The 22577-nt window shown below is 56.9% G+C and carries 29 protein-coding genes and 1 tRNA gene; 9 read left to right on the top strand and 21 right to left on the bottom strand.

Translation table 11 applies throughout. The features are described from left to right. Positions 1–38: 38 nt before the first annotated feature. On the bottom strand, positions 39–788 hold the full coding sequence (locus ACN0WW_RS11460) for a YebC/PmpR family DNA-binding transcriptional regulator (RefSeq protein ID WP_417612535.1): 750 nt from the start codon (positions 786–788) through the stop codon (positions 39–41). A gap of 47 nt (positions 789–835) precedes the next feature. Here ACN0WW_RS11460 and ACN0WW_RS11455 point away from each other — a divergent pair, with 47 nt between their 5' ends. Further along, positions 836–1600 (top strand): type II CAAX prenyl endopeptidase Rce1 family protein, encoded by a 765-nt coding sequence (locus ACN0WW_RS11455; RefSeq protein WP_417612533.1) that lies wholly within the window; start codon positions 836–838, stop codon positions 1598–1600. Here the strand turns inward: ACN0WW_RS11455 and ACN0WW_RS11450 are convergent. From ACN0WW_RS11450 to ACN0WW_RS11435, 4 genes are read right to left on the bottom strand one after another with little or no spacing between them, the layout of a single operon-like run. Next, complete coding sequence (locus tag ACN0WW_RS11450) at positions 1597–1917, bottom strand: heavy metal-binding domain-containing protein (RefSeq protein ID WP_417612531.1); 321 nt, start codon at positions 1915–1917, stop codon at positions 1597–1599. The genes ACN0WW_RS11455 and ACN0WW_RS11450 overlap by 4 nt on opposite strands. A 55-nt stretch (positions 1918–1972) precedes the next feature. Beyond that, entirely contained in the window at positions 1973–2461 is a 489-nt protein-coding gene (locus ACN0WW_RS11445) for a GNAT family N-acetyltransferase (RefSeq protein WP_417612529.1), read from the bottom strand. Further along, complete coding sequence (locus tag ACN0WW_RS11440) at positions 2461–2703, bottom strand: DUF2312 domain-containing protein (protein ID WP_089133566.1); 243 nt, start codon at positions 2701–2703, stop codon at positions 2461–2463. Before ACN0WW_RS11440 ends, ACN0WW_RS11445 begins: the two co-directional genes overlap by 1 nt. A gap of 44 nt (positions 2704–2747) precedes the next feature. Continuing rightward, a complete protein-coding gene (locus ACN0WW_RS11435) occupies positions 2748–3056 on the bottom strand; it encodes a DUF1244 domain-containing protein (RefSeq protein ID WP_417612527.1) in 309 nt (102 codons plus the stop codon). 86 nt (positions 3057–3142) lie between these two features. Here ACN0WW_RS11435 and pyk point away from each other — a divergent pair, with 86 nt between their 5' ends. Beyond that, the gene (gene pyk, locus ACN0WW_RS11430; protein ID WP_417612525.1) at positions 3143–4594 is read left to right on the top strand and encodes a pyruvate kinase; all 1452 of its coding nucleotides are present in this window, start codon (positions 3143–3145) and stop codon (positions 4592–4594) included. Here pyk and ACN0WW_RS11425 read toward each other — a convergent pair. The 3 genes from ACN0WW_RS11425 to galE form a co-directional block, all read right to left on the bottom strand. Continuing rightward, positions 4591–5178, bottom strand: a complete 588-nt coding sequence (locus ACN0WW_RS11425) for an HAD family hydrolase (RefSeq protein WP_417612643.1) — start codon at positions 5176–5178, stop codon at positions 4591–4593. The genes pyk and ACN0WW_RS11425 overlap by 4 nt on opposite strands. A gap of 46 nt (positions 5179–5224) precedes the next feature. Beyond that, positions 5225–5350 (bottom strand): type B 50S ribosomal protein L36, encoded by a 126-nt coding sequence (gene ykgO / locus ACN0WW_RS11420; protein WP_011415100.1) that lies wholly within the window; start codon positions 5348–5350, stop codon positions 5225–5227. Between the two features lie 101 nt (positions 5351–5451). Next, on the bottom strand, positions 5452–6456 hold the full coding sequence (gene galE / locus ACN0WW_RS11415) for a UDP-glucose 4-epimerase GalE (protein WP_417612522.1): 1005 nt from the start codon (positions 6454–6456) through the stop codon (positions 5452–5454). A gap of 155 nt (positions 6457–6611) precedes the next feature. On the opposite strand from galE, the gene ACN0WW_RS11410 reads away from it, so the two are divergent. Both ACN0WW_RS11410 and ACN0WW_RS11405 read left to right on the top strand, forming a co-directional pair. Beyond that, a complete protein-coding gene (locus ACN0WW_RS11410; RefSeq protein WP_417612520.1) occupies positions 6612–7220 on the top strand; it encodes a DUF4136 domain-containing protein in 609 nt (202 codons plus the stop codon). Beyond that, complete coding sequence (locus ACN0WW_RS11405; protein ID WP_417612518.1) at positions 7217–8341, top strand: M14-type cytosolic carboxypeptidase; 1125 nt, start codon at positions 7217–7219, stop codon at positions 8339–8341. The genes ACN0WW_RS11410 and ACN0WW_RS11405 overlap by 4 nt, the downstream gene beginning before the upstream one ends. Positions 8342–8556: 215 nt before the next feature. Here the strand turns inward: ACN0WW_RS11405 and ACN0WW_RS11400 are convergent, their stop codons facing one another. From ACN0WW_RS11400 to ACN0WW_RS11370, 7 genes are all read right to left on the bottom strand, one after another. Beyond that, positions 8557–8709 carry a helix-turn-helix domain-containing protein gene (locus ACN0WW_RS11400; protein WP_417612516.1) on the bottom strand — a complete coding sequence of 51 codons (153 nt, stop codon included), beginning with the start codon at positions 8707–8709 and terminating at the stop codon, positions 8557–8559. Between the two features lie 266 nt (positions 8710–8975). Then, positions 8976–10241 (bottom strand): serine hydrolase domain-containing protein, encoded by a 1266-nt coding sequence (locus ACN0WW_RS11395; RefSeq protein ID WP_417612514.1) that lies wholly within the window; start codon positions 10239–10241, stop codon positions 8976–8978. A 194-nt stretch (positions 10242–10435) separates the two neighbouring features. Continuing rightward, positions 10436–11917 (bottom strand): dihydrolipoyl dehydrogenase, encoded by a 1482-nt coding sequence (locus ACN0WW_RS11390; protein ID WP_417612512.1) that lies wholly within the window; start codon positions 11915–11917, stop codon positions 10436–10438. A 149-nt stretch (positions 11918–12066) separates the two neighbouring features. Then, positions 12067–12741, bottom strand: coding sequence for an FMN-dependent NADH-azoreductase (locus ACN0WW_RS11385; protein ID WP_417612510.1), 675 nt, complete (start codon positions 12739–12741; stop codon positions 12067–12069). Between the two features lie 127 nt (positions 12742–12868). After that, positions 12869–13585 (bottom strand): carboxymuconolactone decarboxylase family protein, encoded by a 717-nt coding sequence (locus ACN0WW_RS11380; RefSeq protein ID WP_417612508.1) that lies wholly within the window; start codon positions 13583–13585, stop codon positions 12869–12871. Beyond that, positions 13546–14031: a YHS domain-containing (seleno)protein gene (locus ACN0WW_RS11375; RefSeq protein WP_417612506.1), complete on the bottom strand. Its 486-nt coding sequence runs from the start codon at positions 14029–14031 to the stop codon at positions 13546–13548. The genes ACN0WW_RS11380 and ACN0WW_RS11375 overlap by 40 nt, the downstream gene beginning before the upstream one ends. A 148-nt stretch (positions 14032–14179) precedes the next feature. After that, a complete protein-coding gene (locus ACN0WW_RS11370; protein WP_417612504.1) occupies positions 14180–15004 on the bottom strand; it encodes an isochorismatase family protein in 825 nt (274 codons plus the stop codon). A gap of 238 nt (positions 15005–15242) precedes the next feature. Between ACN0WW_RS11370 and ACN0WW_RS11365 the strand changes: the two genes are divergently transcribed. Then, positions 15243–16259, top strand: coding sequence for an AraC family transcriptional regulator ligand-binding domain-containing protein (locus ACN0WW_RS11365; protein ID WP_417612502.1), 1017 nt, complete (start codon positions 15243–15245; stop codon positions 16257–16259). Positions 16260–16339: 80 nt separating this feature from the next. Here the strand turns inward: ACN0WW_RS11365 and ACN0WW_RS11360 are convergent, their stop codons facing one another. The 3 genes from ACN0WW_RS11360 to ACN0WW_RS11350 form a co-directional block, all read right to left on the bottom strand. Next, on the bottom strand, positions 16340–16804 hold the full coding sequence (locus ACN0WW_RS11360; RefSeq protein ID WP_417612500.1) for a DUF1348 family protein: 465 nt from the start codon (positions 16802–16804) through the stop codon (positions 16340–16342). Positions 16805–16807: 3 nt separating this feature from the next. Continuing rightward, positions 16808–17071, bottom strand: coding sequence for a hypothetical protein (locus tag ACN0WW_RS11355; protein ID WP_417612498.1), 264 nt, complete (start codon positions 17069–17071; stop codon positions 16808–16810). Between the two features lie 69 nt (positions 17072–17140). After that, entirely contained in the window at positions 17141–17761 is a 621-nt protein-coding gene (locus ACN0WW_RS11350) for a glutathione S-transferase family protein (protein ID WP_417612496.1), read from the bottom strand. A gap of 177 nt (positions 17762–17938) precedes the next feature. On the opposite strand from ACN0WW_RS11350, the gene ACN0WW_RS11345 reads away from it, so the two are divergent. From ACN0WW_RS11345 to ACN0WW_RS11335, 3 genes are all read left to right on the top strand, one after another. After that, a complete protein-coding gene (locus ACN0WW_RS11345) occupies positions 17939–18835 on the top strand; it encodes a LysR family transcriptional regulator (RefSeq protein ID WP_417612494.1) in 897 nt (298 codons plus the stop codon). Between the two features lie 115 nt (positions 18836–18950). Next, positions 18951–19559, top strand: a complete 609-nt coding sequence (locus ACN0WW_RS11340) for an outer membrane protein (RefSeq protein ID WP_417612492.1) — start codon at positions 18951–18953, stop codon at positions 19557–19559. Positions 19560–19817: 258 nt separating this feature from the next. Continuing rightward, the gene (locus tag ACN0WW_RS11335) at positions 19818–20147 is read left to right on the top strand and encodes a hypothetical protein (RefSeq protein WP_417612490.1); all 330 of its coding nucleotides are present in this window, start codon (positions 19818–19820) and stop codon (positions 20145–20147) included. A gap of 174 nt (positions 20148–20321) precedes the next feature. Here the strand turns inward: ACN0WW_RS11335 and ACN0WW_RS11330 are convergent, their stop codons facing one another. The 3 genes from ACN0WW_RS11330 to ACN0WW_RS11320 all read right to left on the bottom strand — a co-directional run bounded on the left by ACN0WW_RS11330 (position 20322) and on the right by ACN0WW_RS11320 (position 21355). Then, the gene (locus ACN0WW_RS11330; protein ID WP_417612641.1) at positions 20322–20546 is read right to left on the bottom strand and encodes a VapE domain-containing protein; all 225 of its coding nucleotides are present in this window, start codon (positions 20544–20546) and stop codon (positions 20322–20324) included. Between the two features lie 19 nt (positions 20547–20565). Beyond that, the gene (locus ACN0WW_RS11325) at positions 20566–20790 is read right to left on the bottom strand and encodes a VapE domain-containing protein (protein WP_417612488.1); all 225 of its coding nucleotides are present in this window, start codon (positions 20788–20790) and stop codon (positions 20566–20568) included. 477 nt (positions 20791–21267) lie between these two features. Then, positions 21268–21355 (bottom strand) — tRNA-Ser (locus ACN0WW_RS11320). Positions 21356–21573: 218 nt separating this feature from the next. On the opposite strand from ACN0WW_RS11320, the gene ACN0WW_RS11315 reads away from it, so the two are divergent. Further along, positions 21574–22566 (top strand): peptidylprolyl isomerase, encoded by a 993-nt coding sequence (locus ACN0WW_RS11315; RefSeq protein ID WP_417612486.1) that lies wholly within the window; start codon positions 21574–21576, stop codon positions 22564–22566. The last annotated feature ends 11 nt before the right edge of the window (positions 22567–22577 follow it).

The raw sequence follows: 22577 nt of genomic DNA, 5'->3' as shown, positions 1-22577 counted from the left end.
CACTCCGGCGAGTGCGGCTTTGGCGGCGCGTTCCGCCATCAGCCGGCGTTCAGTTTTTCCATGATTTCGTCGGACACGTCATAATTGCCCCAGACGGTCTGGACGTCGTCGTCCTCTTCGAGCAGATCGATCAGATTCAGCAGGGTTTCCGCCTGCTCCTGATCCACTTCAACCTGGACCGAAGGCCGCCAGGCGAGCTTGACGCTTTCCGCTTCGCCGAGTGCTTTTTCGAGGGCACCGGACACTTCGTGCAGGTCTTCCATGGCGGTCCAGATTTCGTGGCCGTCTTCGTCGGAGGAAATATCTTCTGCACCCGCTTCCATCGCCGCTTCGAGAACCTTTTCCTCGTCGCCGGCGCTGGCCGGATAGTGGATATAGCCGACCCGGTCAAAACCGTGCGAAACCGACCCACTTTCTCCCAGATTGCCACCATTTCGCGACATAATGGTACGAACATTGGTGAAAGTGCGGTTATTATTGTCCGTCAATGTCTCGATAATCAGCGACACACCACCGGGCCCGAAACCCTCGTAGCGCACCTCGGTGAAGTCATCGCCTTCGTTCGCCGAAGCCTTGTCGATCGCACGCTGGATATTGTCCTTCGGCATCGACACCGCCTTGGCGCTGTTGACCGCGAGCCGCAGGCGCGGGTTGAAATCCGGATCCGGCATGCCGGATTTGGCCGCCACGGTGATCTCGCGCGAGAGTTTCGAAAATTGCGCCGCGCGTTTCTTGTCCTGCGCGCCCTTGCGGTGCTTGATATTGTTAAATTTACTATGGCCTGCCATACGATTCGTCCGTTACCTTTTATTCTCTTATCGAGGCTCTTTGGCGCATGTTTGAGCCCAACTCAACCATTGGATGGTCGATCGGTCGATTGCGGTCAACTGCCGTTGATCTGATCGCTTTTCTCCGCGCGCCTGTACCGGCTCTCCCGGCCACCGGCCAAGAGCGACGCGCCGCAGATGTCGCATGGCTTTTGCTGCTCAACGGTCTGGTGGTTGCGGCGATCGCCGCCGTCCTTTTCCCGGTCATGACGCTTTTGGGCGTCGAGATGTCGAGTGACATGGCGGCGCTGTTCGACCGTCCGCTGTGGCAAATCATAGCGCTGGTCGTGATCGTCGGCCCGATTTCCGAGGAATTGATCTTTCGGGAGTGGATTGTCGGCACCGGGCGATGGCTGGTCATTCTTGCCGGCCTGCTTGCGTGGCTCGGCGGGTCCTATCTGCTCCAGCAACCCGAACTTGCGAATCTCGGACAAAACGCGCCGCTCGTTTTGATGTCCGTGCTCTTGCTGGCGGTTATTTTAGGCCTGATCCGCTTCTGGAAATCGCCTGTGCCGCACTGGTATGTCCGGATATTCCCGCTCGTCTTCTGGGGTCAGGCGCTAGTGTTCGGATTCGTGCACGTGTTCAACTATGCCGGCGAAAATCCGGCGGCTGCCCTGCCTTTCGTCCTGCCGCAACTGGTCGGCGGCCTGATCTGGGGCTATGCCCGGATCCGCCATGGCTGGTGGGCCAATATCATCATGCACATGGTCTATAATCTGCTGGCGACCAGCGGCCTGATCTACATGCTGGTGATGCAACCTGCAGGTTAACCGACCACCACCGCAGTGCCCGACGCCGAGACCATCAGCATCGACCCTTTTTCACCGACGACCTCATAGTCCAGATCAACGCCGACCACGGCATTGGCCCCGACCTTTGCCGCCTCGGCCTCCATCTCGGCCAGCGCTTCGTCTCGCGCCCGCTTCAGGACATTTTCATATTTGCCGGATCGGCCGCCGACGATATCGGTGATGCTGGCGAAAAGGTCGCGGAACAGGTTGGCTCCGACAATGACCTCGCCAATCACGATTCCGCGATAATCGCGGATCGCATGGCCTTCGATAGAGGGAGTGGTGGTGACAATCATATCGCTGGATCCTGTTCCTGGCTGCCGGGATCCGTACGCTAATCTGCCGCGGTCGTCAGAGCAACCGCTGATACCAGGCGACGTCGCGCCAGCCGCCCATTTTCCAGCCGGCTTCGCGGTAGGTGCCGACCGGTTCAAAACCGAAAGCCCGGTGCAACGCAATGCTGGCCTGATTGGGCAGCGCGATGCCGGCAAAGGCGGCGTGTATTTTCCTGGCTTTCAACCTTGGCAACAGTGCTTCATAAAGGGCCTGCCCCAGGCCCTGGCGGCTGTGGCCGGGATCAACATAGACTGCAACGTCGCAACTGGTTTGATAGGCGCCCCTTGTGCGATGTTGGGCGCCATAGGCATATCCACACAGGATGCCGCCGGATTCGACAACCAGCCAGTCATGCGATTGCCGGGCCTGGGCAATGCGGACCGCCATTTCCTCCGCGCCGGGCGGGTCCAATTCAAAGCTGACCCAGCTATCGGTCACGAAGGGCGCGTAGATTTCCGCACAACGGCCAGCATCATCAACCGACGCTGACCGGACTTCGATCATCAGGCGAGGCCAAGCGCCGCTTTATAGGTGTCCAGAATCGCTTCCATTTCCTGCCGGTCGTGGGTCTCCATCTTCCGCAGGCGGACGATTTGGCGCATGATCTTGGCGTCATAGCCCTGCGACTTGGCTTCGGAATATACATCGCGAATATCGTCCGCCATGCCCTTTTTCTCTTCTTCCAGCCGTTCGATGCGTTCGATAAACAGACGCAACTGGTCTGCGGCAACATTGCCTTCGCTCATTCTGTGATTCCCTTGATCTTGATGTTCAGATTCGAAGTCGGTCTTTAAGAGGCGGCGGCGTTTTTGGCCACGCTTTCCTTCATCTTTTTGAGCCGCTCCGGCGTCGCCTCGGTCTGATATTTTTTCTTCCATTCATTCACCGGCATGCCGTGAATGGCTTCGCGCGCCTCGTCCTTGGTCATCTCGCCCCCCGCGTCATTGGTCGCCTCCATCACCCAGTCGGCGAGACAGTTGCGGCAGAAACCGGCGAGCCCCATCAGATCGATATTCTCCGCATCATGGCGGTGCTGCAGATGATTTACCAGCCGGCGGAAGGCAGCAGCCGCAGCGGCGTCAGATATTTGGTCAGTCATGGTTGTTTCCGTTGTTTTTTGTTTTTAACCTGTCATGAAACAGGAATAGGCAAGGCGCAGGTAAAGCGCCACTAAGGAATTTATAAATGGCATCGCCGATCTTTTCCCGCAACCGCAAGGTCAAAGTACTGGCCACGCTGGGGCCGTCCAGTGGCAGTCCCGAAATGATCGAGAAAATGTACCGGGCCGGCGTCGACGCCTTCCGGATGAACATGAGCCACGGCGAGCATGAAGCCCATGCCGCCAATGTCAAAACGATCCGGGCGCTGGAAAAGAAGGTTGGCCGGCCGATCACCATCCTCGCCGATCTGCAGGGTCCGAAACTGCGGATAGCAACATTCGCCAACCCCCCGGTGATGCTGAAAGAAGGCGCGCGCTTCACGCTCGATATGCTGAAGAAAAAGGGCGATGCAACACGGGTCAGCCTGCCTCACAAGGAAATATTGAGTACTCTCGAACCAGGGCACACGCTGCTGCTGGACGACGGAAAGATCCGGCTGGAAGTGACGAAGGCCGACGGCAAGAGCGTTGAAACCAAGGTCATTGTCGGCGGCGAAATTTCGGACCGCAAGGGCGTCAATGTTCCGGAAGTGGTGCTGCCGGTCAGTTCGCTGACCCAAAAGGATCGCAAGGATCTGACTTTCGCTCTCGAACAGGATGTTGACTGGGTGGCGCTCAGCTTCGTCCAGCGTCCGGAAGATGTCGCCGAGGCACGGCGATTGATCGGCGGCAAGGCTGCCTTGCTCGCGAAGATTGAAAAGCCCGCCGCCATTGACCGGCTGGACGAGATACTCGAGCTGTCCGATGCCGTGATGGTGGCGCGCGGCGATCTGGGCGTGGAACTGCTGCCCGAGCAGGTGCCGCCGCTGCAGAAAAAGATCGTTGCCGCAGCCCGCAAACTCGGCCGTCCGGTGGTTGTTGCCACCCAGATGCTGGAATCGATGATCAAGTCGCCCACCCCGACGCGGGCCGAGGTGTCGGATGTCGCCACTGCCATTTACGACGGTGCCGACGCGATCATGCTATCGGCCGAATCGGCTGTCGGTGACTGGCCGATCGAGGCCGCCACGATGATGGACCGGATCGCCGCACAGGTCGAAAATGATCCGTCCTACGCGGATCGGGTACATTTCACGGAAACCGTGCCCGACGAAACAACCGCCGATGCGCTGGCCGCCGCCAGTTATAATATCGCCCGGACCGTCGAGACGTCTGCCATTGTCTGCTACACCTCGTCGGGCTCTACCGCTCGCCGCATGGCCCGCGAACGGCCGTCGGTGCCGCTGCTGGTGCTGACCCCGAATCGCCACACAGCTCGCCGTGTCGGCTTGCTGTGGGGCGCTTATGCCGTGGTCACTCGTGACGTCAGAGACTTTGAGGAAATGATTGCAAAGGCGAAGCGCATGGCGCTGCGTCACAAGCTGGGCACCGCAGGGTCGCGGCTCATTGTCTGTGCGGGCGTGCCTTTTGGCACCCCGGGTTCGACCAATCTGCTGCATATCGTGCGGCTGACCGGAGATGAACTCAAGCGCAGCTAGAGCAGGCCCAAGAGCGTCAGCTGGCGTTCCAGCGCGGGTGAATCGATGAAATGATGGGCGGTCACGCCAAGCGCTTCCGCCGTTTCGACATTGTCGAGCCGGTCATCGATAAACAGGCATTGCTCAGGGCTTCTGGCAAAGCGTTGCAACGCCAGTTCAAAAATCTCCCGGTCAGGCTTGATCATCTTTTCCTGGCCGGAGATGACAATATCCGAGAAGAGCCCGAATATCGGTGCAGAGGGGCGAAACTGGGCCCAGGATTCGGCACCGAAATTGCTGATCGCAAACAGAGGAATGTCACGTGCCGCCAAGGCGCGGACGATTTCAAGTGAGCCTTCGACCGGCCCCGGTATCGTTTCCGGAAACCGTTTCGAATAAGCCAGAATATGCTCGGCATATTGCGGAAATTCGCGGCTGCGCTCTGCGACCATGTCGGCAAAGGGGCGGCCGGCGTCATGCTGAAAATGCCATTCCGGCGTGACAACATGGGCCAGAAACCATTCCAGCTCTTGCGGATCGTCGATCAGCTTTTCGAACAGGCAGCGCAAATCCCAACGGTACAGGACATTGCCTATATCGAAGATGACGGTGTCGATTTTGGAGATGGCAGAACTCCTGCCAGCAGACAGCTTAGCCCTGACGCGCCTTGAACCGGCGATTCGTCTTGTTGATCACATAGGTGCGACCACGGCGACGGATAACGCGGCAGTCCCGGTGACGGTTTTTAAGCGACTTCAAAGAGTTGCGGACTTTCATTTTGGTACCACGCCTTGATTATCTGAATTTCTTGAAAGCAGCCATGCTGCGTTGAAGCAGGGCAATTAGGGTCGGCGGCGGCCAAAGTCAAGCGATCAGCTTTATTCTCCGCGAATTTCGACCAGTTTGCGCTCCCAGGCCAGCGCATGGGCGACAATTTCGTCGAGATCGGCGTGTTTCGGCTGCCAGGGGAAGCGCTCCATGATCGCCCGGTTGTCGGAAATCAGCGAATCGGGGTCGCCCGCGCGCCGGCCTTCCATTTTGCGCTCGATTTTCATGTTGGTGACTCGATCGACAGCATCGAGCACCTCCAGCACCGAAAATCCGCGGCCATAGCCGCAATTCAGCAGATGATTGCGATCCGGATCGGCGATCAGCGCTTCCAGCGCCAGCACATGGGCGTTGGCCAGGTCGGAGACATGGATATAGTCGCGTACCCCTGTGCCATCGGGCGTATCATAATCGGTGCCAAAGACCGCGACGCTGTCGCGCTTGCCGAGCGCCGCTTCCACTGCGACCTTGATCAGATGGGTGGCGCCTGCGGTAGACTGGCCGGTCCGGACTTCGGGATCGGCACCCGCCACATTAAAATAGCGCAAGGCGCAGAAGTTCATATCATGCGCAGCGGCAACATCGCGCAACATATGCTCGGTCATCAGCTTCGACATGCCATAGGGGTTGATCGGCAGCTGCGGCGTGCTTTCGCTGACCGGGCTTTCTTCGGGAATGCCGTAGGTCGCGGCGGTTGAGGAAAAGATGAAATGATGCACACCGCCCTCGATCGCCGATTCGATCAGGCTGCGGCTTTTGGCGCTGTTGTTGTGATAATATTTGAGCGGGTTTTCGACGGATTCCGGCACGATGATCGAGCCGGCAAAATGCATGATTGCGCCGATATTCTCGTCCTTGATGATTTGGGCGAGCAGATCGGAATCCTCAATATCACCTTCATAAAAGGCAACGTCTTCCGGGACCGCCCAGCGAAATCCGGTGGTCAGGTTGTCGATCACCGCGACCGGCCAGCCGGCGTCCCGCAAGGCGAGTACCGCGTGGCTGCCGATATAGCCGGCACCGCCGGTGACCAAGATAGTGAATGGTTTCGCCATTATTGCCCTGTTCCCTTGTCTGTTCAAACGCGGCTGTTCATCGCCCGGATATCTCCGATGGTTTAACCGGGGGCTAAGAGCGATGCAATTTTTTACCGTGGCACTCACAAATTTGGGCTAATAGACTATTATCGGGTGCTTAGAGGAGCAAGTTTATGGCCGGATTTCGATCATTGGCGGCACTAGCGGCTGCAGGGATACTGGTATCGGGGTGCGCAGCCACGACCCCGCCGGTGGACGTCACACGCTTTCACAACGCGGAGGTCGTCCCGATCGTGCCGGGCACTGTCGAGATCAACGCCAGTATCGCCGATCCGGGAGACAGTCGCGAACTTGAATATGGAACCTATTCCGCCGCCATATTGCGGGAATTGCAGCGTCTCGGCTTTACCGATCCGTTTGGCGATGCGGAATCCAGCGAATATGTTGTGCGCTACACGATCGACCGGGCCGTGTTGACCGCTGCCGGATCACGTTCGCCGGTATCGGTGGGCGTCGGCGGCAGCACCGGCAGCTATGGTTCCGGTCTCGGTCTGGGCATCGGCATCAATCTTGGCGGTCGACCGAAAGACAGGATCGTCACCGAATTGTCGGTCCGCATCAGCCGGCGGGACAATGCCAGTGTCGTCTGGGAAGGCCGGGCATCGGTGGAGGCCAAGCAGGGCTCACCGGCAGCGCAGCCCGGACTGGCGGCATCGAAATTGGCGGCCGCCCTATTCAAGGACTTCCCCGGAGTGTCCGGAACCACTATCAGGGTCCCATGACCATTCAAATCACCAGCGCATTCGATAGCGGCAATATCGAAGTTCATGCCATTGATGGCACCACAGCAGAGCTTTCGATCCGCAAGGACAAGGACAGCGATTTCTTCCAGTGGTTTCATTTCCGCGTCGCCTGCGAGATTGGCGACGAACTGGAATTGAATATCGGTGGGCTGAAGGACTCCGCCTATCCGCAGGGCTGGCCCGACTATGACGCGTGCGTCAGCGAGGACCGGGAATATTGGGGCCGCGCCGCGAGCCGCTATGACGAGGAAAGCGGCACCCTGTCGATTCGCTACACCGCCAGCAGCAATCTCGTCTGGTTTGCCTATTTCGCGCCCTACAGCATCGAGCGCCATCACGACCTGATCGCCGAAACCGCGGGCTTTGAAGGGGTCACGGTCCAGACACTCGGCCATAGCCTGGAAGGCCAGCCGATCGACTGTCTGGAACTCGGCAGCGGCGACAAGCAGGTCTGGCTCTACGCCCGCCAGCATCCCGGCGAAAGCATGGCCGAATGGTGGATGGAAGGCGCGCTGGAAATGCTCACCGATCCCGCCGATCCGCACGCGCGGCTGCTGCTGCAGAAATGCCGCTTCCATATCGTGCCCAATATGAACCCAGATGGTTCGTGCCGAGGGCATTTACGAACCAATTTTGCCGGAACCAATCTCAACCGCGAGTGGAACGAGCCGACCGCCGAGAAATCTCCGGAAGTGCTGTGCGTGCGCAATGCGATGGACCGGAGCGGCTTGCATTTTGCGATGGATGTGCACGGAGATGAAGCGATCCCGGCGGTGTTCATCGCCGGCTTCGAAGGCATCCCCTCGATCACCGACGCGCAGCTGGAAAAGTATCACGGCTACCGCGATCGCCTGGCCCAGCGCACCCCGGATTTCCAGACCGAACTCGGCTATCCGACCGCGGCGAAGGGCAAGGCCAATCTGTCGATGTCGACCAATCAGCTGGCCGAGCGATTCGGCGCGGTCACGATGACTCTGGAAATGCCGTTCAAGGACAATCGCGATCTGCCGGACCCCGAACAAGGCTGGTCCCCGGAACGCTGCACCCTCCTGGCCCGCGAATGCCTGGCGACGCTGGCCGAGATGATCGACGAAATATAGGGAAATGGCGGAGCCGGAGGTCTTAGGAAAAATTTTGCAAGTATTTGTAATGACTTGCAGGTTCTCAGGCCCGAATCTTCGTTACCACACGCATCAGCCTATGGTCTAAGCCGGTGTGATATCCTTATCCGCGAAACGCCAAATCTTGTCCAGATTGTCCGGCGGTTTTCTAAACTACGGCGCCGTTGGTTTGACCTGATCTGTCAGGAAGCGCCTCACCGCTTTTTGTTGATGAAGCGCCTCAGGCTTTCGGTCACAACCAGGGTGGATGCGCCAAGCTTGATGATCGCGATCTCACCGCTGGCGATGAGCAGATAGAGTGTGCTGCGGCTGATTCCGGTAAAGCGGCAGGCATCGTTCACCCGCATGCTGATCGGCTCCGGTAAGTTTGCTTGGTATATCGGGTGTCCCGGTGCGGGTGGCATCGACAGCGATCTCCAGCTTCAAGCGAGTGCTGACGAGCCGATCCAATTGGGCGGGGATGGGTCGGCCCGTCAATGATCCTCTTATCGCTCGAACATCTGCTGATGCTCCACATGACGATTGTTCGCAGCGTTAGTCCGATCCAATGTCGGCTACGGGCGCAAAAGCGGTCATTAGAATAACACGCAAGGGAACTCTGCTTCGACCAGTTCTATTTGTTTTGCACGTTGCGCCATTTTCGCCACCCGATGACTATTCCGATCAATAGAATCACAACGCTCCCGATCAATATCCAAAGGAACATGGTGTCCAGCAACATTGCGAATGCCAGATTATCGACGTTGCCGGTTTTCCAGAACACCCATTCGCTTGCGAGCTTTGTAGCCAGCAGGGCGCTGCCGGTCTCCAGAACAACGATTCCATCGCCAGTGGCCGGATCGAGTCTGACGGCGGTATTGATTGCTGGCTCATTGTTTCCGTCATGGCCAATGACAAAGCCGCCGTTGTTGTTCGGGGCGTATAACATCACGCCCAATCCCCAAATATCCGCGCCCAGTGACGAAGCGTGAGGGGTCGCCATCATGGCAAGCATCTTTTTGGAAAGTACAGATTGCTTTCCCTCTGGCGCCTGTATTTCGATAAATTTCGCCATGTCGGCCGGCGATGTAAAAAGCGAGGTAGCTGCAAGCGCAGTGTACCAGCGGAAAGGCTCGCTACGACCATCCAAGGTGAGATTCTCGGCAAGTCCCATCTCAATCGCTTCGGAATGATCAAATGTCGTTCGTGTCATTCCCAGCGGTTGGAACACGCTTTGTTTCATATGGTCGGCAAATGAAAGACCTGACACTTCCTCGATAACCAGTTGCAAAAGCGTGTATCCGCCACCGGAATAGCTCCATTCCTTGCCCGGTTCATTCCCGACTTTTACAATCCCGCTCTTCCCGGGTGAAGCATCCTTGGCGCGCGTCAACGAGTCCTCAAGTGTCTGCACCTCGTCGACCGTGTCGAATCCATTATAGCCGAGACTGTCGTCAAGGCCTGCGGTATGACTGAGAAGTCTGCGGATGGTGACTTTTGAATGATCAAATTCACTGTCGGGCAATTGCCAACGCGTGAGATATTGCGAGACAGGTGCGTCAATGTCGATCAGGCCATCTTCTACCAGAACCATCACACCCCAGGCAGTGAGCCACTTGCTTAGCGAAGCAACTTGAAAAACAGTGTTTCCATCAACGGAGGCACCCGATGAACGATAGTGGCTATCTGCCACGTCGCCTTTTTCGACGAGCACCATTGCAATATTGCCATTAGGTTCTTCATCGATGATTTTTTCGGCTGCAACCATAAACCCATCTGGCGAACGGGAGGCCGTTATTGGCTCGTGCAACCATCCCTCACTGGAGCCAATGAATACCAGCGCGACCCAGCCGATAATGGCAACAGTGGTGCCTAATGCAATGCGTATATATTGTTTCATAATCTACTCCTTCAAATTGGGAATCATCAGAAAGGTTTGCCAACCATCAAAATCAGCGCTGCGACCAAATATAATCCAGCCGTTAGAAAAGAACCGCCGGTGCGGAAATGTATGTCGGGATCGGTAGCGGGTTGTTCGGCCCGCAATTTGTCTTGCGGCGCAATATTCGTGATGATTCCGTAAAAGCCCATGGATCAGGCACCCGGCCCGCAATCAATACATCCCAGCGGAGGATTGGGGCCAAATCCGAGAGCATGGTTCAGATTTCTGAAGGCTGTGCGCACGCCCTCTTCCAGCACCGGGTGGTAAAACGGCATTTGCAGGATTTGCTCTACGGTCATGTTGGCCTGAATGGACCACGCCAGCAGATGCGCCATATGTTCAGCTGACGGCCCGATCATTTCGGCTCCCAGAAACCGTGCGCTGCCGTGTTCGGCATAAAGCCTGAGGATGCCCTTGTTGACATCCATAACGCGGGCACGGCCCTGATCCTCAAATGAAATTTCTCCGGTCGCGAAGTGGCATCCCGGCCTTGCCATGAGCGAGGCATGGCTGGCCCCGACCATCGCAATTTGCGGATCGGAGAAAACGATGCCGATCGGGGTGCGGCGAGATCGTCTGTATGAATGTGGAAAGCGCGCTGCGTTCTCTCCGGCCAAGCGGCCTTCATCTGCCGCCTCATGTAGGAGCGGAAGGTCAAGCGCGGCATCGCCGGCAATGAATATATGGGTGTTGCCAACGCGGCCGGACAAGGGGTCATATTGAGGCACGCCCGTCTTTCCGAGCGGCAGGCTGGTATTCTCGATTCCGATTTTGTCGATATTGGGCCTGCGACCAGTGGCCGCGACCAGATAGTCGAAGCTTGCTTCCTGATCTGGCGCTTCGCCCCAGCGCACCGCGATCTTTTCCCCTTTGCGCGCAATCTGGGTGTCAGCGTGCAAGATGGCCGGGAACTCGCCAGAAAAAGTGTCGGTCGCATATTGGCGCACCACTGGGTCAGTAAGTGGCCCGGCCAGACCATCTCTGGCGAAAAGACGCACGCGTACTCCCAGGCGGTGCAGCGCCTGGCCCAATTCCAGCCCGATCACACCGGCCCCGAATACCGCGACCGAATCAGGCAGATCGGTCCAGTCAAAAATATCATCATTGACGATTAGTCTTTCGCCAGCAGCGAATAATGCTTGTGGTATGGCAGGTCGCGAACCGGTGGCGATAACGATCGTGCGGGCAGAAATCTTGCGTCCGCTGCTCAACCGAAGCGTGTGATCCTCTTCGAAGCGGGCATATTCCCTTATTATCTCGCCCTTGTCGAAGCCATGGACAGCCTCTGTGACGAATCCGACAAAGCGGTCACGCTCGCTGCGTACCCGTTTCATCACGGCTTTGCCGTCGATCGACGGCTCGTCATATCGGACCCCGAAGATGGGAGCCCTAGAACCCGCATGCGCTGCCTCGGCTGCTGCGATCAGGAGTTTGGAAGGCATGCATCCCACGCGCGCACATGTTGTGCCCAGAGGCCCGCCATCGATCAGTGCAACGCGATCGCTATATTGCGAAGCTTCACGATAGGCCGACATTCCGGCAGTGCCGGCGCCAATGATGGCGACATCGAAATCGAATTCAGCTGCACCGGATATAGGTCTGTGGCTGTTGGTGAGTACCGTTTGACTTGTCATGAAAACAGATCCTGATGATTTTAGAGAGGGCAAGACGGAGACGGCGAAAACCCGGGCACTCGGCTTTGCCGATCAATTCTTCGGAAGCCTTTCGGGGGCGTCCCCATCGGCTGCGGGTGCCGCAACAGCACTTTCTTCAAGCCGAGTGGTCATGCTGCCGACTTGCTGCGGTCTGAGTTCAGCCCGAGCGCAGTGATCACTGTTTCGACCAAGGGATCGAGCGCTGCAAAGGCGGCTTTGCGCGAGGCTTCAAAGCGTTTGTCGCCAAACTCCTGATATTCGATCCCGACCTGGTGAATTGTCTCCACGCCAAGATAGCGCGATGCCGTGCGCACATGCGGAGTCAAGCTGTCGCGCCCTTCATTCGGCTCTCCAGCGGCGAAGCCGAATTCCCCCCATGAAGTGAGCAGGATGAGCGTCTTGCCCGCAAATATCGGCTCAAGTGGGGCATCGCCGCGGCTAAGGTCGAAGGTAAAAGTCTTGTCGATTCTCACAACCTGGTCAAACCACGCTTTGAGCGCGGCGGGCATGCCGTCGTTATACATCGGCGTTGCCATGACCATGATGTCGGCACTGGCCACTTCGGCAATCAGTTCGTCTGAAAGCGCAAGAAGCCGTTGCTCATCGTTAGACCGGTCCATTGCAAAAGCCGCTGCAATCCAGTCTTCAGTGATGATTGGAGGCGGATTGGCGCCGACGTCGCGCAGGACAATCTCATCCAGCGGACGCCGCTCACGCCAGCTTTGCGTGAATCTGTCGGCCAGTTCCCGGGTAAGGGATCGCGTGATCCGCGCGCTGGCATCGATGCGTAATAGTCTAGTCATTTGTCAGGTCTCCTGAAGTAGCGGTAAAATCCGATCAACGGGTGGTCTCGCGGTCGAAGCAGACGCGGACACCTTCCCGAGGGGTTCCGAGTGTTTGAGTGGCGGGATGGGCCAGATTTTCCCGGCATCAGCCTATGTTGACAAGGTCGGCAGACCAGGCGTTCGGCGCAAATGCGCCATCCAGTTCGGTCGCAGCGAGATGGTTGGTATAGTTCGACAGAACCTTGAGGGCCGTACCGAGAATCACCTCCAGGATATTCTTTCGGGTGTAGCCCGCGCCAAGAAATGCCTCGATATCTGAAGTTTCAGGCCAGCCGCGTGTTTCATTGATCACGGCGGCGAAGGTACGAAGCGCCTCGAGTTTCGGGTCACCGATCGGCGTATCGGTGCGCAGGGCTTCAATTATATCTCCAGGGACACCAGCACCTTGAGAAATGGAAGTGTGGGCAGCCATGCAATAATGGCAGCCGTTCAACCTGTTATTCGTCATCAGAATGATTTGGCGCTCGGTTTCTGACAGATCGGTTTTGTCGAAAATGCCTGCCAGCGTCATATAGCCTTCTAGCAGAGCCGGGGCCTCGGCCATGGTTCCCAGCAGGTTGGGGACAAAGCCGTATGCGCTTTTGGCGGCATTCAGCAACGGCTGTGCGTCTTCGGAAGCGGTTTCGAAGTTGTGGGTGGTGAAAGATATCATTTCAATTGGTCCTTTGAACGGGTCCGTGCCCGGTGAAAGGCGCGAGCGGGAGGGGGTAGATGCCGGAATGGGCGGCTGGCATTGGGGGATAGCCAGCCGTCCCGCGGCGGTCAGAGATCTTCGACCTTGCTGTGCTTGATGGTGGGCCATTTCTCGTCAGCCGTACGCAGGGTTTTTTCCTTGTCCGCGAGGTAACGCTGGAAAATAGCGGCGTTGACAAAGAGGTAGAGCTTGCCATCAACGACGTCCGCGTAACGCGGATCGCCATCGAGTTTCTTGCCGAGCGCAACCGCATAGGCACAGAAACCACCATATTGCGGGAGATAACGGTCTGGATCGGATTTGAAGCGTTCAGCAGTCAGTTCGGACGCAAAATAATAGGTCACGCCATCGTGAACAACCGCGTGGCTTGCTTCGCCAGGCGCAACAGCGCTCATCGTGCTGAGTACAACCGTGTCGACGCCATGGACGCCCAATCCGGCGCCATCCAGCGTATAGCCATTGGTAATATTATATTCGTCAGCCGCATGAGCGGGTGCCGCGAAGGTTGCGGAAAGCGCGATGGCGAGGGCAAAGCTAGTTGGAAAAATACGCATAATTAATCTCCTTGGGGTTTTGACAAAGGGGGGACGGTGACCGATGAAGCCGGGTTCGAGGGGCAATAGGCGTTCCCGGTCACCGTCCGATCGGCTGGAGCAGGGGGAGAGGGGTCAGTGGCTCCAGCCGAAAACTAAGAGGGGCGGGTTATTTGCTGCGATAGGCAGCCCTGATCGCATTGACCGTGTTGTCGGTGTTGTCGACAGCACTTGCAATCATGCGAAAGTTCACGAGCGAAGCGTCGTAACCGTTATAATACTCGGTGATCGCACCGGCGGTCGCATCGGTAACGACCATGACTTCAAAACCTGCCTCGATCAGCGATCGCATGTGCGATTCCGTGCAAAGGTTCGAGGACATGCCGCCCAGAATTACCTTGGAAATTCCTGCCTTGCGCAGCTGCAGGGCCAGGTCGTTGCTGTCGGGCCCGTAAACCTTGTGCGGGCTGGTCACGACTGTGCGACCGTTGTTGATGTAAGGCTTGTATTGGTCGAGCCAGTCAGCACCTGAACCTTCAAAAGCTTCGAGGGTCAGGGCATGGGGGCGGTCGAACATGCCGATGGAGTGCATCAGCGTTTCAAGTGTGCCTTCGAACTGCCAGCGATGGTCGTGTTTGAAATAATAGTGGGGGGAGACGAACACCGGCATGCCGGTTTGATCGGCAACCTTGAAAAGTGCTCCCAGATTTTCAACGGTGCGGTTCTTGGTGATGCTTTCACCCACGACACCCCAGGTCACACCCTTGGGCGACAGAAAGTCGTTTTGCGGGTCAGTGATGACGATCGCGGTTGTCGCAGGATCAATCTTGAATTCCGGCATCGGCAATCCGTCGTTGACCGGCGGTTGGGTTGCGGTTGCGGCGCGGGATTCTTCCTGTGCGGCTGCGCTGCCGGTAGCCATGCCAATTGTTGCGATAGACGCGAACAAGGCAAATGCCAGCTTGCGCGAAGATTTAGGGGGGCGGTTCATCATTCATTCCTCAGCAAGTGTTTCAACCTGCCAACTCGCCTCGGGTCATATATCCGGACCAACAGATCAATTAGTGTGATTCGGCGGAAGTTTCCCTAGAGTTGACGATGACTGGATTAAGCCGACAGAGGCCGATGGTTCTTGACCGTGGCTGCCAAAAATTTGACCTGGTGTGCCAAATTTCGAGAAATGGGTTATACGAAACATTGAATCGGCAACGGCGGGGCAGGCAGGACGCACATTGGTAGAAGTTTCGAGCCTTTTCGCCCGTAAGGCGATTGCTCAGGCGGAGCAGGCGGTCGCCAATCGAGCGTTGGCGCGCATCGGCATAGCGCGCGAAGTGCTCTCCGATCCTGCGAACCACATACCTGTGCAACAGCACCACCTCCTGTTTGAAACATTGGCTCGGGAAGAACGCCCGGAAATCAGCTTCCACATGCGAACATCGGCTTCGATGCGTTGCGAGGAGTTCGGGCCTCTCGGACTGACGATCAAATCGGCGCCTACGCTGCGACGATCATTCGAGCGGCTTGATCGCTATGCAAGGCTCTACAATCCCTATTCCGTCTTCGCCTTGGCGGACAAAGGTTCGGAATGCTGGTGGATGAACCGTAAGCCGGTCCCGGATAATGACGGCGCGAAGCTGTCGAACGAAGCGGCGCTGGGAACCTTTGTCTCGCTTTGGCGCGATGCGAATGGCGACGAGTTCAATCCCAAGCGTGTCCAGTTCACTCACCTGCCGGTGGGCGATGTGCGGCCACTTGAAGAACATTTCAAATGCCCGGTGACCCACGGCGCTGAAGTCGACGCGATTATCATGCATCAACAGGACGTGGATCGACCAAACCGCGTCGGTGACCAGCATATCTGGAAATTTCTGCGCGAGCATCTGGAGGAAATCCTTCGCACCACCGAACCGAATCGGATTGATCGCGAAGTGGTAATCCAGATTGCCAACAGCCTGAGCGATGGCGTGCCGCGCCTCGAGGATGTGGCACGCCATCTGGGCGTGGGGAGCCGTACCTTGCAGCGCCGACTGTCGGATCTGGGTCACAGCTATCAATCCCTGGTCGATGAGGCACGACGGGAAGTTGCGCTCAAGCTCGTCGGCGAAACCAGCCATTCGCTGGTGGAGGTTGCCTTCCTGACCGGCTTTTCGGACCAAAGCTCCTTCACCCGTGCCTTCAAGCGATGGTCAGGAAAAACGCCGAGGACCTATCGCGGTGAAGGGCCGAGAGTAGCGGCTGCCCAATATTAAGGGTTGAAGGTCTTTCGTCATTGGTCGCAAACATATCCTGCTGTCTCACGTGAAGACTGTCTGCAGATATCGGCAGTCCGCTAAAGCCCTAGCTCGGACAGACCCGGATGATCGTCAGGCCGCCGCCCGAGGGGCCAGCGGAAAAGACGCTCCGCTTCTGTGATGGGACGTTCGTTAATACTGGCATGACGGCTATGCATCAGACCGTCTTCGGCAAATTCCCAATTCTCGTTGCCATAGGCGCGAAACCAGTTTCCGCTGTCATCATGATACTCGTAAGCATAGCGAACCGCGATGCGATTGCCGCTATATGCCCAAAGTTCCTTGATTAGCCGGTAGTCGAGCTCTTTCGCCCACTTCCGCTCCAGAAATTTCCTGGCTTCTTCGCGGCCCCGGGGAAATTCGGCGCGATTCCGCCATCTGGTATCTTCAGTATAGGCCAGAGCAACCTTGTCTGGATCGCGACTGTTCCAGCCATCTTCGGCCAGTCTCACTTTCTCGCGAGCGGAGTCTGCATCAAACGGGGGCAATGGGGGACGTGACATGGTTCAATCCTTTATCTTGTGGGGAGAGAGGGGAGGCTGAATCCAATCCTCACAGGGGAATTCTACTGGCGCGGCCGCGTCTGATCGCGCTTCGGTGGAGCGGCCACCCGATGGAAACTGGAATATGAGCAGCAACATCAGCAGATAGAGGCCCGCGATCTTGCAAAGGGCAACGAAATCGCCATGCTCGCGGCTGACGCCATCCGGTGGGAAAGTATCCATGGCCAGTTCCGCGGCGGCAGGCATAGCTATCAGGCTGAAAGTCATGGTTCGATCTCCCCGGCCGCGCTTCCGGTCGCCCGTGTGGCGGCGGAAAGCGTTGCCTCGCCAGTGGTGTCAGGCCGCTGCGGCGAGCCCGATCGGGGTCTGCTGAAAGGGCACGAAGCCGGGCAGCGCTTCGATGCGGGAAAGCCAGGCGTTCACTTCGGAATAGCCAGAGAGATCGACGTTTCCCTCCGGCGCACGCGCGATATAACTGTAGAGCGCAACGTCTGCGACCGATGGTTTTGGGCCGCCAGCGATCCAGTCGCGGCCTGCCAGTTCTGCCTCGATAACGGTCAGAAGATCGTGCGCGCGTCCAATCACCTCGTCCGGGCTGAAGGATGCGCCGAATAAAGTTATCAAGCGCGCTGCGGCGGGTCCGAAAGCAATCTGTCCTGCGGCAACCGACAGCCAACGCTGGACCGCTGCTTCTTTGGCTGGGCTCTCAGGCAACCAGTCTGTGCGGCCAAATTTCTTCGCGGCATAGACCAGAATTGCGTTGGAATCGGCGATGACCGTATCACCGTCGACCAGAACCGGAACCTGACCAAAACGGTTCAGCTTCAGATAGTCGGGCTGTTTATGTTCGCCTGCGCCCAGATCGACGTCGATGACTTCAACCTCCGCATCGATTAGGGAGAGGAATAGACGCGCCCGATGGGCGTGGCCGGAAAGTGGGAAGTGGTAAAGTTTCATGGGATCACTCCTGATTATATGGGACCGATATGTTCGGTTGGTCCTATGTGGAGCAATCCAGTTCCCGTAAGAACCGGGATTATTTTGAATTTAGTATTTCGCAAATTGAAACAATATGACTTGTTTCTCTCTGCTGTGCCGATAATCTGCGCTCTTCCATTGCTGGAGGAGAAAAAAATGGACCGGATCCAAGCCATGCGCGTGCTGGTGCGCATTGCCGATAGCGGAAGTTTCGCGGAAACGGCCCGCCAGCTAAATATGAGCCCGCCTGCAGTGAGCCGCGCCGTCGCGGGACTGGAGGACATAGTCGGCGCCCGTCTGCTCACGCGCACTACGCGATCGGTTAAACTGACCGAGATTGGCGCGCGTTATGTCGAAGACTGCCGGCAGATCCTCGCCGCGGTTGAAGAGGCGGAGGCCGCCGCATCCGGATCCTTTGCAAAGCCGACCGGAAGTTTGACCATCACGGCTTCGGTGATGTTCGGGCAGATATATATTCTGCCGATCGTTACCGAGTTTCTCGATATCTATCCCGAGGTGACAGGCCGTCTGGTGTTTCTGGATCGAGTTACCAACCTAATTGACGAAGGTCTGGATGTCGCCATCCGGATCGGTCACCTTCCTGACTCCAGCTATAGTGCGATCAAGGTCGGATCCGTCCGGCGTGTTGTCTGCGGCGCTCCGGAATATTTCGATCGCGAGGGTGTCCCGGCACGACCTGCCAATCTGGCGACGCACCGGATAATTGCAGCAACCAGCGCCTGGACCTCGCTGGACTGGAGATTTGGCCGAGAAGAAAAGGAAACGGTCCGGGTCTCGCCGGGTCTGTTCTGCAATTCCAATCCTGCGGCAATCGAGGCGGCGCGATCCGGTTGGGGACTCACCAGGGTTCTATCCTATCAGGTCGGGCCGGATCTGGTTTCGGGCCAGCTTCAGACGGTTCTCGAGGAATATGAGGAAGAGCCTCTGCCGGTTCATATCGTCCATCCGGAAGGCAGAAATGCGTCTGCCAAAGTTAGGACATTTGTCGATTTTGCGGCTGAAAGGCTGCGGGCAAACCGCTTTATCAATTGATTCAGCGTTTCATTTAATGGAATAATATCTTTCATTTAAGAACGATTATCACGAATACCGGACGATCCTATCTGCATATCCGACCCCGCTAAAGGGGCAAGATATGGAGTTAGAAATGAAATCGAAAATAATCTTAACGGCCCTCGCAAGCATTGCAGGCTTCATCGCAGTGCCAGCGCAGGCAAATAAATTTGACGGCCCCTATATTGGTGTTCAGGCGGGCTGGAACAGAGCTGAAGTGGCTGATCGTACGATCGATGCTCAGCCTGTTGATGCCGAAGTGTCGCGCGATGCCGTCTTGCTGGGCGGCTATGCTGGATATAATTACAAGGTCAGTGACCGCTTCGTGATCGGTGCAGAGGCCGGATTCAGCGGCGCATTTGATGATGAAGTTCGCGCCCAGACGTCTGGCGATTTGGTCACGATCGATCCTCGCTACAGCATCGATCTGACGGTGCGTGCGGGTTACCTCGTGAATGACAAGACGCTGACATATGTGCGCGGCGGCTATGCCAATACCCGGGTTCGCACGACACTGGTTTCTGATGATGCGACGTCTCACGCATCCGACAATCTGGACGGCTGGCTTGTCGGCGGAGGCGTGGAACGAACGCTGACCGACAACATCAGTGCACGTCTCGAATACCGCTACACCGACTTCGGCAACAATGGCGGTCAGTATGACCAGCATCAGGCCCTGGTCGGCATCAGTTACAACTTCTGAGCCGCTTGATGGTGCCGCCGTCCTGGAAAGGCAGCGGCACCAATGCGGTCATGGAATTCCTCATGAAATGGACTTATTCAAAATTTGTCGAACCCGATCTACGGTTCTCCTTGTTCAAGCTGCAGTCGATCGTGAATGCAGCCTTCGGCAGCGGTCCTCTCACCGCAGCTCTTTTGAACCTGACTGCAGTGGCATTGGTTACGGTGGTTAGGCATCACCTGTCTGACCATCTGCGTCTACGCTCTGTGCAACCCTGCAATGGCTGATCCTGGATACGAACGGATATTAAGCCAGCTGAAACTGGCCTTGCTTAACGATTGCGGCTGTGAGGATACGCTTTCCAAGGCTGAGGAAGACGCGCGCGATGCGGGGCTCTCTGGAGCCGATATAGATGCCGCGTTGGGCGAACGCAGCTTCGACGTGCGAACCGCAGCAGTTCTCACCCTCGGTTGCGCGATCAAAAAGGGTGATGCCGCCGCCCGATATTCAGCCAGGGAAAGGGCGCTGGACGTAGGTTTGACAGCCGAAGAGCTGGATTTCTTTACCGGCTTTGTTTCGGAATTTCGGGGGCTGGCCCAGAAACGTTAGCACGGCCAAGTCCCTTATTGTCGATTGGCTGATCGTCCGGTTCAGCGATCATTAGTTTTGAACAAGGGAGATCGCCGATGACGGATCACGAAAACAGCAAAGCCAAGGAAATATAAATGGCGGGCGGAAAGGCCTTTGTCCGCGTTGTCGCTGATGGGAATTGGCTGTCTACTCCTATCCATCTGTCTCGTATCGCTCCTCTTGCTCTTGGCGCGCTAACTGTTTTGCAAAGTCACGATCCGGCCAATACCTCTCTGCCCAGCTACATGCTTCCGCCAACAATTGATCCCGGTCTTTTTGCAATGCTTTCATGTCAATTCGGTCCGCAACCTTCACCGGCCAGAATCTTCGCGCACTGGTTTCATCACCCAAGTACTGCTCGCTGTTTGTGGTCCCAATGAAAACGCGCTACCGCCACTCAACGCCCATACAGTGGTCGATAACGCTCTTGGGTCCGCGTCATGAAAGATTTAAGTTGGGAATTCTCAGCCAGCCGCATCGCTTGAAGTTCACCTAGTTCAATAAGCCATTTCCCTCGCAAATGCTGGGACGATTCTTTTCCCGAAGTTAAGTCAGGCAGACTATCTGAATACCAAGTGCCTCCCAAAATTACACATGCTGTAGATTTTCCGTAGTGGATCAATTTTCAAACTCGCCCACTACCTGCCAGTGTGTTGGAGTGACTTACTACAATCGGTTAGCTAGACGGCCATCCATTTTGGCCCAAAAGCCTGCCAGACAAGCATAATAATATATCCAAACCAAGGCCACTTTATACACTAACCGCCCAATTAGAATCCGATACTCCGTGACCCTATAAATTATTAGCGGATATAGGATCGATGAATTTATCGGATCAAAAAGACGCTGTTATCGTCAATCAAAGAGCGAGAGGTACAACCAGTGGGAATCAGCTCTCTCCATATTCCAAATTTGGTTGCGTATCCGAGGTACAAATTTGATCACCGGTGGCAATTGTACCGGACACTTCAATTCGTCTCGTCAAATCTGAATGTGACTGAGGGTAGTTCGAAGAGTAGTATGCGAGAGCAATTTATGGTGGGTTGAGTGGTGGGTAAATTCACGCAATGTCAGATTGGCCATGAATTTAGTGCATTAATGGCGGAGCCGGAGGGATTCGAACCCTCGATAGGTTGCCCTATACACGCTTTCCAAGCGTGCGCGATCGACCACTCTGCCACGGCTCCGCAAACACCGCCTGACCCGTGAATCCGGTCGAATATCAGACAGCGCCGCTTCCCTAATGCGGGATTGGCGCTTTCGCAAGCGATAGTGTGGGGTTAGGGTGGCGAACAGCGGATTGTTGAAATTAAACCCGTTAGGGGTGAGCCTGTCGAACCCCGCCTCCAGACGCGAGGCGTCCTTCGACAGGCTCAGGACTAACGGCATCAGGCGGGACCCCTATATGAACAGATTATTCTCCATCGCATCGCTCACGGCGCTGGCCATTGCAGCCCCCGCCCTCGCCCAGGAAACCGAAAAACCGGAATATCCCAGCCCCAATGCGATCGTCGAACAGGCCGCGCCTGAGGAATGGGTGGCGATTGCGCCGAGCGACCTGCTGGTCATGGACCTTGCGCCGGACTCAGAGGGCAATGCCCGCCGCGTGGTCATCCAGCTGATGCCGCCGCCCTTCTCGCAAGGCTGGATCCGCAATATCCGCAAGCTGGCGGAGGCGCACTGGTGGGACGGCACCAGCATCAACCGGGTGCAGGACAATTATGTCGTGCAATGGGGGGATGCGAGTGAAGAGAAGGCTTTGCCGGAGGGTTTGGAGACGGTGCCGGAGAGCGAGTATGTAGTCGAGCTGGAGAATCTCCCAGAAAAGGCCTTCAAAAAGACACCGCCAGGAACATATGACGATCCTGATCTCGACGCTGCTGCGCTTGATTCACGAACCGTGTCCGACACCGACCCATATGCCGATTGGTCTAGTTTCGTCAAAGGTTGGCCCGTGGGCACCAAAGATACTCAAACTTCTCCGGTCCACTGCTACGGCGCCGTCGGCGTTGGCCGCAACTATTCCCCCGATACTGGCAGCGGCGCGGAATTGTACACCGTGATCGGCCATGCGCCGCGCCATCTTGATCGCAATATTGCCGTGGTCGGGCGCGTTATCGAGGGGATCGAATATCTCTCCAGCCTGCCGCGCGGCAAGGGGCAGCTGGGCTTCTACGAGGATAAGAGCAAGCGCGTCCCGATCACCTCGATCCGGCTGGCCAGCGAACTGCCGGCAGCGGACCAGCCGCGGTTCGAATATCTGTCTACCGAAGGTGAGACCTTCGCAAAATATGCCGATGCCCGGGCCAATCGCCGCGATCCGTTTTTTATCGTGCCAGCTGGCGGGGCGGATATTTGCAATATCCCGGTGCCGGTCAGACGGGTTAGCGGGGAGTGAATTTCCCATAT

Source organism: Parasphingorhabdus sp., from assembly GCF_048269865.1.
GTDB lineage: Bacteria > Pseudomonadota > Alphaproteobacteria > Sphingomonadales > Sphingomonadaceae > Parasphingorhabdus.
Note: the sequence above shows the minus strand (reverse complement) of the source record. Positions and strands in the feature narration are given on the sequence as shown.